This is a genomic window from uncultured Paraglaciecola sp. (assembly GCF_913020055.1).
Lineage (GTDB): Bacteria > Pseudomonadota > Gammaproteobacteria > Enterobacterales > Alteromonadaceae > Paraglaciecola.
Genome location: NZ_CAJWCF010000013.1, coordinates 19,090 through 33,349, shown reverse-complemented (window position 1 = coordinate 33,349; position 14,260 = coordinate 19,090). Strand labels below are relative to the sequence as shown.

The 14,260-nt window shown below is 40.1% G+C and carries 15 protein-coding genes; 10 read left to right on the top strand and 5 right to left on the bottom strand.

Annotated elements, in window-relative coordinates; genetic code table 11:
* The first annotated feature begins 155 nt into the window (after nt 1-155).
* Together QZ488_RS04545 and QZ488_RS04540 are read left to right on the top strand one after the other, a co-directional pair.
* A complete protein-coding gene (locus tag QZ488_RS04545) occupies nt 156-329 on the top strand; it encodes a hypothetical protein (protein ID WP_293746617.1) in 174 nt (57 codons plus the stop codon).
* A 25-nt stretch (nt 330-354) separates the two neighbouring features.
* On the top strand, nt 355-579 hold the full coding sequence (locus QZ488_RS04540; RefSeq protein ID WP_293746616.1) for a hypothetical protein: 225 nt from the start codon (nt 355-357) through the stop codon (nt 577-579).
* An 18-nt stretch (nt 580-597) separates the two neighbouring features.
* Here the strand turns inward: QZ488_RS04540 and QZ488_RS04535 are convergent, their stop codons facing one another.
* Genes QZ488_RS04535 through QZ488_RS04525 form a run of 3 tightly spaced genes read right to left on the bottom strand, consistent with a single transcriptional unit; the run spans nt 598 to nt 3,585 of the window.
* Entirely contained in the window at nt 598-1,461 is an 864-nt protein-coding gene (locus QZ488_RS04535) for a LysR family transcriptional regulator (RefSeq protein WP_293746615.1), read from the bottom strand.
* 43 nt (nt 1,462-1,504) lie between these two features.
* Entirely contained in the window at nt 1,505-2,662 is a 1,158-nt protein-coding gene (locus QZ488_RS04530) for a sigma-70 family RNA polymerase sigma factor (protein ID WP_293746614.1), read from the bottom strand.
* Nucleotides 2,659-3,585 (bottom strand): alpha/beta hydrolase, encoded by a 927-nt coding sequence (locus QZ488_RS04525; protein ID WP_293746613.1) that lies wholly within the window; start codon nt 3,583-3,585, stop codon nt 2,659-2,661. The genes QZ488_RS04530 and QZ488_RS04525 overlap by 4 nt, the downstream gene beginning before the upstream one ends.
* Before the next feature lie 251 nt (nt 3,586-3,836).
* Between QZ488_RS04525 and QZ488_RS04520 the strand changes: the two genes are divergently transcribed.
* The 4 genes from QZ488_RS04520 to QZ488_RS04505 are packed head-to-tail and all read left to right on the top strand — an operon-like array spanning nt 3,837 to nt 7,373.
* The gene (locus QZ488_RS04520) at nt 3,837-4,763 is read left to right on the top strand and encodes an ABC transporter ATP-binding protein (protein ID WP_293746612.1); all 927 of its coding nucleotides are present in this window, start codon (nt 3,837-3,839) and stop codon (nt 4,761-4,763) included.
* Nucleotides 4,760-5,584: an ABC transporter permease gene (locus QZ488_RS04515; RefSeq protein WP_293746611.1), complete on the top strand. Its 825-nt coding sequence runs from the start codon at nt 4,760-4,762 to the stop codon at nt 5,582-5,584. Before QZ488_RS04520 ends, QZ488_RS04515 begins: the two co-directional genes overlap by 4 nt.
* A 14-nt stretch (nt 5,585-5,598) precedes the next feature.
* Entirely contained in the window at nt 5,599-6,738 is a 1,140-nt protein-coding gene (locus tag QZ488_RS04510) for a sensor histidine kinase (protein ID WP_293746610.1), read from the top strand.
* A 5-nt stretch (nt 6,739-6,743) separates the two neighbouring features.
* Nucleotides 6,744-7,373, top strand: a complete 630-nt coding sequence (locus tag QZ488_RS04505; protein WP_293746609.1) for a response regulator transcription factor — start codon at nt 6,744-6,746, stop codon at nt 7,371-7,373.
* Nucleotides 7,374-7,396: 23 nt separating this feature from the next.
* Here the strand turns inward: QZ488_RS04505 and QZ488_RS04500 are convergent, their stop codons facing one another.
* Nucleotides 7,397-8,077: a cyclase family protein gene (locus QZ488_RS04500; RefSeq protein ID WP_293746608.1), complete on the bottom strand. Its 681-nt coding sequence runs from the start codon at nt 8,075-8,077 to the stop codon at nt 7,397-7,399.
* 387 nt (nt 8,078-8,464) lie between these two features.
* On the opposite strand from QZ488_RS04500, the gene QZ488_RS04495 reads away from it, so the two are divergent.
* On the top strand, nt 8,465-9,322 hold the full coding sequence (locus tag QZ488_RS04495) for a hypothetical protein (RefSeq protein WP_293746607.1): 858 nt from the start codon (nt 8,465-8,467) through the stop codon (nt 9,320-9,322).
* A 9-nt stretch (nt 9,323-9,331) separates the two neighbouring features.
* Nucleotides 9,332-10,606, top strand: coding sequence for a DUF4785 domain-containing protein (locus tag QZ488_RS04490; RefSeq protein ID WP_293746606.1), 1,275 nt, complete (start codon nt 9,332-9,334; stop codon nt 10,604-10,606).
* A gap of 64 nt (nt 10,607-10,670) precedes the next feature.
* Here QZ488_RS04490 and QZ488_RS04485 read toward each other — a convergent pair whose 3' ends face one another.
* Nucleotides 10,671-11,852, bottom strand: a complete 1,182-nt coding sequence (locus QZ488_RS04485) for an acyl-CoA dehydrogenase (protein ID WP_293746605.1) — start codon at nt 11,850-11,852, stop codon at nt 10,671-10,673.
* A 131-nt stretch (nt 11,853-11,983) separates the two neighbouring features.
* On the opposite strand from QZ488_RS04485, the gene QZ488_RS04480 reads away from it, so the two are divergent.
* Complete coding sequence (locus QZ488_RS04480; RefSeq protein WP_293746604.1) at nt 11,984-12,865, top strand: LysR family transcriptional regulator; 882 nt, start codon at nt 11,984-11,986, stop codon at nt 12,863-12,865.
* 268 nt (nt 12,866-13,133) lie between these two features.
* Nucleotides 13,134-13,934: an IclR family transcriptional regulator gene (locus QZ488_RS04475; RefSeq protein ID WP_293746603.1), complete on the top strand. Its 801-nt coding sequence runs from the start codon at nt 13,134-13,136 to the stop codon at nt 13,932-13,934.
* The last annotated feature ends 326 nt before the right edge of the window (nt 13,935-14,260 follow it).

Genomic DNA, 14,260 nt, shown 5'->3' with positions numbered 1-14,260 from the left:
ATAACCAAAGAGCGCGGGTTTGTTGACACTGACATGTTCATCACTTTTTTTGCTCTTTAAGAACAAATTAATTTGTTTTCCAATTGAGCCAATCGACCTAATAATAAATACGCGGTCTACGCATAATTTTATTCACCACTCTTTTGGACAAGGTAATGAGCAAAAATTTTCATTCAAAAAAAGATGATTACGGACAATTTAATGGGTCTGCAAAACACAGATTTAATGCTGAATATAGTGATGAGCTAGCGTTTAATGCTAAAAAAGATAAAAAAGTATCCCAGCGAAGAGCCAATGAGAAACGACGTCAATTCGACGAATTGCACTAATAAATATTCACAAGTTGAGAATGTAATGAAAAAAGTATTATTCACATTAGGTTTATTATTTACAACAGCGGTAATAGCTGACGATCGTCCCGTAGCTGACAAAGATCTTATTGCAGAGCTGACACAATATTGTACTGAATTAGCAGAAGAAGATGGGACTGACGGCAAAGAATTAAAAGTATTTTTGTTGGAATGTATCAATGAGGAATTAGAATCAGAAGATTATCAACCTCTATCCAAGTTGAACTAATTTTATCTAAGTACCCACTCAAGAGAAGGGCGCATTAGCGCCCTTTTTTGTTGCTACTTGCAAAGTAAAAGCATCAATAAACTGACTTAACTTAGCATTTTTAGTTTGTTTCAAATAAATCAAATAACACTTAGCTGACAGTGGTGCTAAAGACTCCAAGATAACCAACTCGCCTTTATTCACCAAAGCAGTGGCAATTTGTTCAGGCAAGACAATGGCACTTTTGTTAGTCGCCAGATAATTTAAAGCTACCTGTAATGAGCCGGTACGAATACCCGCTTGTTTAATTTCCGGATAAGTTTTCTCTATCGCTTCGTTGTTTTTTTGCCCCCAGTCGAGCCAAATATTCAGCTGATTAACAGCTTGTTCAGACAACTCAACCGACCTACAAAGGCACAACACCGACTCACTTAATTCGAGTATTTGCACATCGTCAGACTTAAAAGGCACAGTAGTCAGCGCCAAATCGATACTGTGCTCGTGCACCATTCGACTAAGCTGCTCATTACTACAAATCTCCGCTCTAATCGAAACATCATCAAGGTGACCGTTAATCTCATCTAAACTTTGTTGCAGATACATATCCCAAGCATTAGGGGTGCTGGCGATACTCAAGTATTGAACACTTTCTTCATTCATTGCAGTGCGAGCTTGTTCGAGGGTTTCGGCTAGTGAAGCCGCGAAGGGCAGTAATTTTTCACCTGCGGCCGTGAGTTGCAAACTATTTCTGTTGCGTACAAAAAGTGCCGAGTTGAAATACTCTTCAAGCTGTTTGATACGGGCACTGACTGCTGACTGGGTTAAATACAAGTTTTCAGCCGCTTTACCAAAATGCCTGGTTTTCGCCACTTCCATAAACGTTACTAAAAATCGAATATCCACGTTACTACCTGTTATCTTGCGTGCCTTAAAAACACGATTGAAATTAAATTATTAACCGACCACTGGATATAAGGCCGATAATAAGACAAATAAAGCCCACTAACATACCTAAAATATTACCCCAAAATCCACATAACCTCTGTATTTGTCGAGTACGTTGTTGTTTTTGATTAGCCGGAGGTTGAGCGTAGATTTCTCGTTCAATTAGCTTATGCATTTTCCTTACTTGATACATAACACCGTAAGCAAAAACAATATAAGCACTGACCGGCCCCCACCACCCTTGGGTGAACTCATAACCGACAGTGAGTAATATAGCGCTAAATATTATCCATATAGTCATACTTTTTCGATAACTTAACACTTGCTGTTTTGCTTGTTCATTGGTTAACTTTTTCAAAAGAGCAAGGGTACTGAATCTCACTGCTAAAACAGCAATAAACGCCCCTATCATTGCGCCACCAAGCAACAAACCTACTTTGTGCATAATCCCAGATTTGCTGCTTACAGCGGTCGAACTGATAGCTGCGGCTGCCACAGGGCTGCTAGTCGTAATAGCACCCAGCACCAAACTACTGAAACCTAAAGCAGGGGCAGTGCTTAACAACAATCGACCATGTTTACCTAATATCTGCTCGTGCAATAATTGCCTTACGCGGGATAATTTTTGACGAATATTGGCTTCGCTTTGCTCCAACATACGCGCGACTTGTTGAGTCGATTGTTCTTCGCGGTAATAAAGCAGCACAATCTCTCGGCTTTCTTCTGGTAATTGGCTGATAAAGTCCTGCAAAATCACATTCGACTGCTTTCGCTGCATGCTGATATCTAGGTCTAACGTAGGATCGCAAAATTGCGCTAAAATAATATCGGCTTGCTCACCATCGACTTTTTGCCGGGTTTTATTATCACGTAAGAAATTCAGCGCTTTGTAGCGAGTCATCTGCCTTAACCACGGCAAAAAACTACTGGCGTTTTTTAATTCAGACATATTTTGCCACGCACCAATATAGACTTGTTGCGCAACGTCTTCGCTATTATCTAAGTCTTTAACAATTGACAACGCAATACTCGAGACTAAATTTCGAGTATGGGTAACCAGCCGACCAAACGCTTGTTGGTCACCACCTTTTGCCAAATCAACATCGTCGAATAAATGCTGTTGTTGAGCAATTGCAGTTGAATTAGCTGAAGTGTTCATAAGTGTTTTCCTAAGAAAGTCAGTACCTGTTTTTCAAACCACTTAGGATCATCCAACATAATAAAATGTCTCGCATGGGTATTCATTTGTAACGAAGCGCTGGGCAACGCCTGTAATTGTTGTTTATACAATATTTGCATCGCAGTTTTTTGCTCATCAGTGCTAAATCCGCCTGATGCCCCTAACAATAAAACAGGTGATGTGATGTTAGCAATATCTTGCCTTAAATCATGCTTCATTAAGGTATAGATAGCCTGACCTACTGTTTTTGGCTCTGAAGTCTGCACCATGCTCATAACTTTCGCTTTCGCCTCATCACTGCTGGCTTGTATCGATAAACCGTAACGGGATTGGTCAACAAGTTGTTGTTGGGACATGTTGCTGTACATGTTTTTTATCTGCTCGGCCTGTGCAGCCAAATCCTCAACGGTTGTTGAATTGCTGCGGGTAAACACCGGCCCTACAAAAGGTAAACCATCCACAGAGATAATCGGCCCCACTGCTGTCGGAGTATTTGAGGCTAACCAAAACCCCATAAAACCACCCAAGCTATGACCTATCACCGCTGGTTTGTGCAGTTTATGTTTGGTTATATAGGCAAATAACTGTTGTTTCAGCGTGCTAAGTGAAGGATTGTCTATCGCTGGAGTGCGAGCAAAACCAGCAATGTTAATCGTATGCACTTGATAGGTTTTTGCTAACGAACTGATTAATTTATCCCACACCCGACCATCAGACATTAACCCAGGTATTAAAATCACCGGCTTGCCTGAACCAGAGACTTGGCTGACAAACTGCTTATTTGTGGCAGAACTTTCTGCGGCAAAAACACCGTTAACAGCCATCTGAAAAACAATAGTACCTATAAAAATAACAACAGATAAAACAGAACATAAAGAATGTGATTTGATTTTTTCTAACATAACAGTGCGCCTCTTAAGCTTAATTAATTTGACCGACATAACTAAGGCACGGCGAGTTGGAAAATTGTGACAATTTTTTTGATTATTTTTTATTTGTATAACCATCCCACCTCAAGACGGGTGTTTCAGGTGGTATACATATACAAACATGACAAATGTCATGACCTATTGGTGATAGCTGTCTCTAACCAACAACTTCTACTTGGCGCATAGTTGACCTACGGTTTAGCCACTCGAAACAAGACACACCCATGCAACCACACAGTAACCAACAGCAAAATATTCACTCCAGCGTCATTGCCTCTGCGTACGGGCTGACTAAATCATTTGCCGGTAAAAAGGCCCTAGACAATATAGATTTGGAGATTAAGTCAGGACAAGTCTTTGCCATTTTAGGGGCAAATGGCGCAGGTAAAACCACCTTGATTAATATCTTACTTGGACGTCTAGACGCTGATTCGGGTGAGGTCAGTGTATTTGGTGTTAAAGCCGGTTCGTTGCAGGCAAAGCGTCAAGCTGGTGCGATGTTACAAGTTGCTAATTTACCCGAAACCTTAAAGATAAAAGAACACATCCAGCTATTTCAAAGTTATTACCCCCATCCCATGGATTATCAGCAAGTTATTCATTATGCAGGTTTGCAAGACATGCAAAATCGCTATTCTAAAAAATTATCTGGTGGTGAAAAACAGCGGCTTTTATTTGCTTTAAGTATTTGCGGTAATCCCAAATTATTATTTTTAGACGAACCTAGCGTGGGCATGGATGTTGAAGCCAGACAAGGATTATGGCAAGCCATTCGTGACTTAAGATCCGCTGGCACGGGCATAGTATTAACCACCCATTATTTGGAAGAAGCTGACAATCTAGCCGATGACATTGTGCTGATAAAACAAGGCACAATCATTAAACGAGGCAGTAGCGAGCAGTTAAAAGCCAGCATCAGTCACACCACTATTCGTTTTATTAGCAATGAAAAACCAGAGGTTTTCCAACCGTTACCGTCGGTAGTCAGCGTGCAACCTAGTGGTAAATTTATCCAGCTACACACCGATAATGTTAATCAAACTTTGACGGCTTTGTTAACCACCTACCCTAATTTGCAAGATCTCACTGTGTCTAGCGCTGGCTTAGAACAAGCCTTTTTACAATTAAACAACTCGGGAGAAGAGGCATGAATAATTCTCAGATCATAAACAACGCTCAACTTATGCACAGCTCTAAGTCCATGAACCACTCTCAATCTATGACAATGGGGCAAACCCTCAATATTTACTACTTAGAAACTAAGTTTGAATGGCTTAAAAGTATCCGTAATCCTGCCTTTGCGTTGCCGGCGATATTGTTTCCTGCGTTGTTCTACATATTTTTTGGGGTGCTGATGAATCAACATAACTCTCAAGCGGCTACCTACTTGTTATGTACCTATGGCACTTTTGGTATCATTGGCCCGGCCTTGTTTTCCTTTGGCGCTGGCCTAGCTGTAGAACGAGGACAAGGATGGTTAGATATTAAAGATGCGTCTCCTATGCCGGCGGCGGCACAAATTGTCAGCCGTTTGTTTGTGTCTATGGGGTTTTCAGTAATGGTCTTGATCAGTTTAGGTGTTGTTGCCTTTAGCATGACAGACGTGAGTTTATCGTTAATCCAAGTACTGACGTTATCAACCATTCTAGTGTTCGGTGGCTTACCCTTTTGTTTGTTAGGTTTAACCCTTGGATTGTTGTTAAAAGCCGAAAGCGCACCCGCGGTGGTTAACTTAGTCTACTTGCCCATGTCATTTTTATCGGGTTTGTGGATACCTATCACTATGCTGCCCAATTTCTTACAATCTATGGCAGAATTTCTACCGCCTTATCATTTGTCGCAACTTGCATTAAAAGTAGTAGCACTAGATGTAGGTGGATCTGTAGCTAAACATTTAGCTATATTGGCGTTATTCACAGTCATATTTTTTGTATTGGCAATTTTAGTTTCTAACAAAAAGAGTGTTAGATAAAAAGGAAACGCAATATGGGTATTTTTCGAAAAATAGATTTTTGGTTATTACCCAGAAACCTCAACGAGCAGTTTTCGCCTTATGTATGGCTGATTTATCTTCCACTTTTTTTTGTTCCCGTAGTGTTTCTGCATCAAAATCCAATGGATTTACTGTGGACTTTCCTGGCGTTGATTGTATTTTTGGGCCTGTATTTCCACTCCTATTGGGTTAAAAGCCAAGATGTTATTTATTATATTGTTGGCATTATATTGTTGGGTACTTTGGCCGCACTTATCACGCCTACGGCTAGTACCTTATTTATCTATGCAGGGGCTTTTTGCAGCAGGTTAAAACCTCTTAAGTATGCCGTTTTTGTTTTGCTTGTTTTGTTGATATGGATTGCCGCAATCAGCTGGTTCTTTAGATTCGAATTCTACTTTTATATTCCCACCTTGGTATTTAGCTTGATCGTAGGGGTGTTAAATATCTATCAGTATGCATTGCATCAAAACAAACAAGCGTTGATTTTATCTCGCAAAGAAACTCAGCGCTTAGCGAAAGTAGCAGAAAGGGAGCGGATTGCTCGAGATTTACATGACCTAATTGGCCATACGTTTTCAGTGATTACCCTAAAGGCCGATCTTGCAGGACGGCTATTGGATAAAGGCCAAGACCAAGATTTCGAAAAAGCCCGCACCGAAATAAAACAACTCGAAGAGATATCTCGCAATGCCCTTAGCCAAGTGCGCGAAGTAGTATCGGGTTACCGCACCAGCGATTTACTCAGTGAACTGGCTAACGCAAAAAATGTGTTTGCTAGTGTTGATATTGATTTCAAATATCAGTTTGAAAATATCGATGAACAACAAATCGAATTAGACTCAGCCAGCAATAAAGAGCTGGCAATAGTGCTTCGGGAACTCGTCACAAACATTATTAAACACGCCCAAGCCACCCAAGTAACCGTTACTATCAAACATGAAAATGACAAGATTGTATTAGCCATGCAAGATGACGGGCAAGGTTTTGAAAATAGCCAACACAAAGGGTTCGGTATCAAAGGTATTGAAGAGCGCATTCAAAAGCTCAAAGGGTTTGTTAACATCAAAACCGGCGGCCAATACACAGGCACATTAAGCGAAATTGGTTTGCCCATGACAGCTAGAGATTAATCAAGATGAACAAAATCAACATTTTACTGGCTGAAGACCAAACGATGTTACTCAATGCATTAGCCACTATTTTAGACTTGGAAGATAATTTACATGTGGTGCAAAGCTGCGCCAATGGCAAACAAGCCTTTGACTATATTCAATCCGCCGAAAGCGAACGAGTGGATATTGTACTCACCGATATTGAAATGCCTGATATGACAGGTTTAGAACTCGCACAAAAACTGTTTGAATCAAAATCTCTCCATAACAGCCATTGCAAAACCATTATTTTAACGACATTTGCTAGAAGTGGGTACTTACGCCGGGCTATGGACTCAGGGGTAAAAGGTTACTTATTGAAAGACTCGCCCTCCCAAGACTTAATCGACGCCATTCAAAAAGTGCATACTGGCGGAACAGCCATAGCACCAGAATTAATGGTCGAGTCATGGATGGAAAAAGACCCACTCTCTGATAAAGAACGCCACGCACTGCGCTTAGCCAAAGAGGGGCTTTCAACCGAAGATATTGCCAAAAGGTTATTTTTATCTACCGGCACAGTGCGTAATTATCTTTCTTCTGCCTCGAGTAAATTAAACGCTAAAAACAGAATAGAAGCCGCCAGAATCGCCCATCAAAATGGTTGGTTGTGATACCAATCAGCATAAAGACAATATTAGTCTTCGATTACTTGGGCAAAAGCCCGAACAGGGAAAGTACCAACGCCTGTTATCTTTGGCGGTACAGCAAAGAATCTCACTCCTGTACTGGGTAATTTATCTAGGTTAGTCATATGTTCACAAATCAATACGTTATTGCCTAATAAATGTTTATGGACTGGACGTAATTTTCCTCGGGTATCATCAATATTATGCGAGTCAATACCCACTAGTTTTGCTCCGCGCTTAACTAAGAGTCTTGCGGCCTCTTCAGTTAAATAGGCATGATTTTCAAAGTATTGCTCAGTATTCCAATGTTGGCTCCAATTGGTTTTGACTAACACCGCTTTGCCCATAACATCTACATCATTGAAGTGCTGCACACCTACCTCAATTTCATCAATGACATCAATCACCACAGCAGGCAGGTCGGCTAACATGTCTAAAGTTAAATCAGCTAGATCGTTGCCTTGTGCATCAAAATGAAAAGGTGAATCGAGATAGGTTCCAGTATTTGTCACCATCTCAATTTTACCAATTTGTACTTGGTATTCGTCGCCATACACTTTTTGCGATTGTTCTCGGCTAAGGTAGTCACAAATAATCGGTGCGGGTAACCCTTTATAAGTGACCAACCCATCAAAAATGTTGTGGCTTAAATCGATGAGTCGGCTTGCGTTAAACTGTTTGTTTGACATGGATTTTTCCCTTATAAATATCAAAACTTCAGTTTATATAGGGTGTTATCAGCTTAACTTTGGCTGCCCTGTAGAAATTTTAGTTCGATAATGTTCAGTACTTTTTAGCTTACTAAATAAGAGCCTACAACCTAATAATTGCGCTTTCAATAATAACGAATTTAGCAAACACACAACGTTAAATAATCGTTAAATTATATCGAAACTTTTGTTTGCTTTGCGTAAAAAACCACCCACTACAAACTTGCTTTTTAATTTCTAAAGGTGTTATATGGATAGCCGAACCTATGTGGTCTGAGGTTTGACCAGGCAAAAATACTTACCGAAACAGCATGACACTGCCTACATGATTAAATAAAAACTATAAAAACGTGAAGGTGTAAAAATATGATAAAAAAAATAACATTAATACTCTTAAGTAGTATCTTGCTAGCGTTTCCAGCAATCGCGGCTAAGGGATTAGCTTTTGTACACGGAACCGGCAATCAAACTGATGCTTACAGTGACTACTGGACAGGTAACTTTGTCAATTCAGTTAAAGCGGGTTTACCAGACAGCAGTAAATACACAGTTATAAATTGCGATTTTGACCAATATATGTGGAACACCAATGCCTCTGGGTGTCTAGCAGGCCAACTCACAACATTTATTAATAATAATAATATTACCGACCTTGTTTTATTAACACACTCTAATGGCGGTAATGTCGTACGCTGGATCCTATCAAATCCAACTTGGGACAGCCGCTATCCGGCAATCATTTCTAAGGTGAATAAAGTCATTGCTGTTGCTCCTTCAAGCTTAGGTACTCCTCTTGCGGATGCAGTACAACAAGGCAACTTTTTTGAATCAGCTTTAGGTTGGCTTTTAGGCTATGACTCAGATGCAGTAAAACAGCAGCAAACCAGCTGGATGTCTTACTACAATCAAAGCTGGCTACAAGGTACCAGCGGACGCCCTGCACTTCCTGCCACGTTTAAAACGGTTGTGGGCAGTGATGTTGAATCGGCAATTTGGGATGGTGATAGTTATTGCGCGGGTTACCACAATCAAGTGGCGCTTGAAACTACTCAAAATTGGTTAGATTCATGTTCCGATGGTTTTTTGAATTGCTCCTCTCAAAGTGGCGCCGGAAGTGTTTGGTTTTATGATACACAATGGACCAATGGCGGTGAACCTTTAAGCCACCAGCAAAGCCGTCGCGATTGCTTTAATTTAGACGTCATCATTAGAAACGACATTTAGGAGCCCATCATGAAAAAAATCACAATAACACTAGGCATTTTGAGTACTACATTTGTCGCTAGCCAAGTACTTGCCACGCCATCTCAAAGTAATAATGTGGACAACTTTGAAACAATTAGAATGGCAAAACCATCAAATCAAATACTCGCTATTAAACCAGCGACACCATTAAAGACTATGATCGCAGTGCAAACAGGTGATTTATCTAGTATAGATTTACCAGATGGATTTATTGAAACTAAAGCGGTGCACTTCAGCCAAAAAATACCGCCCTCTAGCCAAATTGCTCTTGAGCCTCAAGGTTATCAAGCAGAAAGTGATGAGTATTGGTTTGAGGTAACGGGTAAACAATTAAATAAAGGTGTTGAGTTAGCAATAAGTTCACCAGGAGCGCTTATTCGTTTATCTGGCAAACACGTTAAAGGGCAGTTTGCCCCAGCAGCTAAAGCAATTGATCCGGCACAAATTGAAGTGTCTCAAGGCAATAAGCGATTGTCCAAAGCAATTCAACAAACGGTAAGTCAAGAAGCATTAGCTACAGCTAATATTTTTCCCAACAGCAGTGCCATCAAGCTCAATAAAAAAATTGGTACAGGTGACTTTAAATTAAAAGTAAAACAAAACCTTATTGCCGACCAACGTTACATTGTTAATGTTAAAGAAAAAGGTAGTCAACATAAGTTAAATTTAGCGCTACCTAAACAAAGCTACATGCAAGGTGAAAGCGTTAACTTTACTGCCGCAATAAGTAGTAAAAAAGGTGATGTAGCTAATGTGGCTAATCATGCTTTTGTTAAAATGCCTTCTGGTGAAAAACAAGCGGTGAGTTTTACCCAAGTAAATGACCAATATCAAGTTGACGTTCCCACTAGCTTTTTGACTGCAAAACGAGGTGAATTGTACGAATTACAAATAGAATCAAAAGCTAATGATAATGGCTTAACCATTCGTCGTAATGCCAAGGTTGCTTTTTCCTTAGCGCAACCCACTGCTCGAATGCAAGGCGAATTAGCCATGTATTCAACCAAAGCAAAGGTAAATTTAGATGTTGCTAGCGAAGGGCGATATGAAATTAGTGGTTTAGTGTTTGGTACTGACAGAAGAGGTAAACAAGTGCCTATGATGTTAAGCCAATCGGCTTATTATTTAAAACCCGGGCAACATGACATAGAGTTACATTTTGATAGCAAGATTATGCAAAACTCTGGTTTAACTGCGCCTTACGCGCTTAAAAATGTGCGCTTAAAAGACCAAAGCCGAATGACAATAATTCAAACTTTATAAGCACAACCATAATTAACGCCATATTTTTAATAATATGGCGTTAATGTATTTCAATGCTTTTTGATTAACTGAATGCCTGAAGCCCAGTAATAGCACGGCCTAAAATTAAGGCATGAACATCATGGGTACCTTCATATGTATTCACAGCTTCAAGGTTCATCACATGACGAATCACCCCAAACTCATCACTGATACCATTGCCACCGTGCATGTCACGAGCAATACGGGCAATATCAAGAGACTTGCCACAGTTATTGCGTTTCATCAGAGAAATCAATTCAACCGGACATTGGTCAGCGTCCATTAATCGACCCATTTGTAAGCAGCCTTGTAAGCCAAGGGCGATATCGGTTTGCATGTCAGCCAATTTCTTTTGAATTAACTGATTGGCAGCCAAAGGACGACCAAATTGTTCACGGTCTAAGGTGTAAGTTCTCGCAGCATTAAAGCAAAACTCCGCAGCACCTATCGAACCCCATGCAATGCCATAACGGGCTTTGTTTAAACAACCAAAAGGTCCGGCTAATCCTTTAATGTCTGGGAACATATTTTCGTCAGGTACAAAAACGTTATCCATTACAATTTCGCCAGTAATCGAAGCACGCAAAGAAAACTTGCCTTCAATTTTAGGCGCTGACAAACCTTGCATACCTTTCTCAAGCACAAATCCACGAATTTTACCTTCGAGTTTTGCCCACACCACAAACACATCAGCGATGGGTGAATTGGTGATCCACATTTTATTACCTGTTATAGAGTAACCACCCTCCACCTTTTTGGCGTGAGTGGTCATAGATGCAGGATCACTGCCTGAGTTAGGCTCAGTTAAACCAAAACACCCCACCCATTCACCAGAAGCCAGTTTAGGCAAATACTTCATACGTTGTGCTTCAGTGCCGTAAGAATATATAGGATGCATTACCAATGACGATTGCACACTCATGGCGCTGCGATAACCACTGTCTACGCGCTCTACTTCACGAGCAACCAAACCATAACTAACATAATTAACGTCACTGCCACCATATTGGGCTGGCAAAGTTGCACCCAACAGCCCTAACGCACCTAACTCAGTCATAATTTCGCGATCAAAATGTTCGTGCCTATTGGCCTCAAGCACACGTGGCAAAAGGTTTTGTTGGCAATAATCATGAGCGGTATCACGTATCATGCGTTCTTCTTCGTTCAATTGATTATCAAGAAACATGGGATCTTGCCAGTTGTAAGGGGTTAACTTTTGGCTCATAAGGTGACTCCGTTTAAATACTTGTATAGGTAATAGTCTAATTTATCGGATTACTCTATGCTTAAAAATATAATAAATATAATATATAGTTTATATATTTTTAATAACTTTTAACTATCGACCTTAATCATATGAATTTGAAGCGTCTTGAATATTTCTGCCAATTAGCCGAACTAGGTAACTTTACTCGGGCAGCTCAGGCAGTGGGCATTGCGCAACCGGCTTTAACCGTTGCAATTCAAAAGCTAGAGCAAGAAGTGGGATTAAAATTAATTAATCGTGCAGACAAAAATTCGCTACTAACAGCCGAAGGTGAAGTCTTATACAAACTGGCTACTCAACTATTAAGCCAAGCCAAACAAGTTGAATTAGAGTTAGAAGAACTAAAAGACCTAGAAAGAGGTACTATCCGTTTTGGTGTGTCGGCGATGATGGGCTCATATTACTTTCCGAAAATATTGACCGAATTTAAGCAAAAATATCCCAATATAAAAATACACTTAGTTGATCAAGGCACAGCAGCCCTTGAGAAAATGTTACTGAATAGTGAATTGGATTTAGCTTTAGTACGGGGTGACTTAGAAAATCCACAACTGCGATACACTGAACTGATAAATGAAGAAGTCGTCGCTGGCATGGTTAGTTCACATCCCCTCGCTGCTGAGCAAACCATATCTCTAGCGCAATTTTGCCAACAACCCCTAGTGTTATTTCATGAAGGTTATTTTTTACGAGAAGTGGTCAGTCAATATTCCAAAAAACATCAATTAGCGTTAAACATTTGTATGGAGACTAATCTTATTGAGCTGCAAAAGTCTTTGGTGCGCAATGGTGTAGGTATTACCACCTGTCTTTCGCGTATTTTACAAAACGAACAACAAATGACATCCACCCCCTTTGAGCCAAAAATTGAATTTAAGTTAAGCTTGGCATGGAAAAAAAATCATTACCTTTCTAAAGCCAGTAAGGTGTTTATGACTTATTTAAGCTCAACTGTTGAGCCTACAAACTAAATAAAGATGGCGCATAAACGATAGCGTTACACAGATTAACTCACCTCTTTTGATGGAGCTTATAAGGCGCTAAAAAATCAAATTAGCAAATCTTGGATAGCTTATTCCTCATTACCTTTACTGGTATGTATCAATCTATAAATTTTATGCATAAACCTATGTATAATGCTCTTTGTTATTGAAAATAATCAGATTATTATTTTAAAAACGTAGCGGCAATTCCAACCAGCCAATACGCCTAACGTGATAAACAATTGAGTAGTTCAAAATGAATACATTGACTGGTATGCCAAGGGATAAAAAGGACGAAGTAGATCGTAAATTTGTCGAAGCTCTTGCCAGAGGATTAGATATATTACGGGCATTTAATCCAGGCGACGGATTTCTTGGCAATCAAGAAATTGCGCAACGAACTGGATTGGCCAAATCGAGTATTTCACGTTTAACCTATACCTTAACCAGTCTGGGCTACCTGACTTATTCAAAACGCTTAGAAAAATACCAACTTGGCGCTGGCGTATTAGCCTTGGGTTATGCCTTTGTTTCTAACCTTGCCATTCGCCAAGTGGCGAACCCCCTAATGAAAGAACTTTCAATTGCAACAGGCACATCCGTAGGCCTAGCCGACAGAGACCGGTTGGATATGATTTACGTTGATCATTGTGCCCCAAAAGACATTGTCACCTTTAAGAAAGAAATCGGCGATAAAATTCCAATGGCCAATACCGCAAGTGGACGCGCTTATTTAGTCGCCTTGTCACAAGAAGAGCGAGACTTCTTCATGGGTCATTTCAAAGAAAAATTTGGCGATAAATTCGAAGCGATCAAAGCCGGTGTTGATCAAGCCTTAGAAAACTATGAAAAATTTGGATATTGTTATTCATGGGGCGACTGGGAACCGGATACCACAGCCATTGCAGTGCCGTTAAAACTCAGCCAAGGGCAAATCTATGTATTGAATGCCGGCGGCCCCGCGTTTAGATTATCCCAAGAATTCTTAAGCGGTGAAGTTGCACCACAATTAAAAAGCATGGTGCGAAATATCGAAGCCACCTTAATTCGGTTTTAGCGTTTTATTGTTTTATTGTTTTATTGTTTTCACGTTCTTAAACCAAACAACCATTTTATCGCTAAGCTCTGACCTGTTTGGGCTTAGCATAATCTTTGCTAGCATTCCCGCTAAAAAGCATGACCAAAGACAGAATAAGGCCTCGCAAGCCTAAACAAATAAATCCCCTATCAAAACTTTACAACCCCTTGGCTTTACCTGAATTTATATACGGCATGATTTCAAATCTGGAAAACGCTATAGATTGTAATAACTTAAGCTGTATGCCTAAAATAGGAGCAAATTTATATACGGCAACAGCCCGTATTATTAGTATTGTTTTGCAT

Excerpts from the sequence above, each read along its gene's own strand:
- QZ488_RS04545 (WP_293746617.1), top strand. The coding sequence starts at position 156 with ATGAGCAAAAATTTTCATTCAAAAAAAGATGATTACGGACAATTTAAT.
- QZ488_RS04540 (WP_293746616.1), top strand. The coding sequence starts at position 355 with ATGAAAAAAGTATTATTCACATTAGGTTTATTATTTACAACAGCGGTA.
- QZ488_RS04530 (WP_293746614.1), bottom strand. The coding sequence starts at position 2,662 with ATGAACACTTCAGCTAATTCAACTGCAATTGCTCAACAACAGCATTTA.
- QZ488_RS04525 (WP_293746613.1), bottom strand. The coding sequence starts at position 3,585 with ATGTTAGAAAAAATCAAATCACATTCTTTATGTTCTGTTTTATCTGTT.
- QZ488_RS04520 (WP_293746612.1), top strand. The coding sequence starts at position 3,837 with ATGCAACCACACAGTAACCAACAGCAAAATATTCACTCCAGCGTCATT.
- QZ488_RS04515 (WP_293746611.1), top strand. The coding sequence starts at position 4,760 with ATGAATAATTCTCAGATCATAAACAACGCTCAACTTATGCACAGCTCT.
- QZ488_RS04510 (WP_293746610.1), top strand. The coding sequence starts at position 5,599 with ATGGGTATTTTTCGAAAAATAGATTTTTGGTTATTACCCAGAAACCTC.
- QZ488_RS04505 (WP_293746609.1), top strand. The coding sequence starts at position 6,744 with ATGAACAAAATCAACATTTTACTGGCTGAAGACCAAACGATGTTACTC.
- QZ488_RS04500 (WP_293746608.1), bottom strand. The coding sequence starts at position 8,077 with ATGTCAAACAAACAGTTTAACGCAAGCCGACTCATCGATTTAAGCCAC.
- QZ488_RS04495 (WP_293746607.1), top strand. The coding sequence starts at position 8,465 with ATGATAAAAAAAATAACATTAATACTCTTAAGTAGTATCTTGCTAGCG.
- QZ488_RS04490 (WP_293746606.1), top strand. The coding sequence starts at position 9,332 with ATGAAAAAAATCACAATAACACTAGGCATTTTGAGTACTACATTTGTC.
- QZ488_RS04485 (WP_293746605.1), bottom strand. The coding sequence starts at position 11,852 with ATGAGCCAAAAGTTAACCCCTTACAACTGGCAAGATCCCATGTTTCTT.
- QZ488_RS04480 (WP_293746604.1), top strand. The coding sequence starts at position 11,984 with ATGAATTTGAAGCGTCTTGAATATTTCTGCCAATTAGCCGAACTAGGT.
- QZ488_RS04475 (WP_293746603.1), top strand. The coding sequence starts at position 13,134 with ATGAATACATTGACTGGTATGCCAAGGGATAAAAAGGACGAAGTAGAT.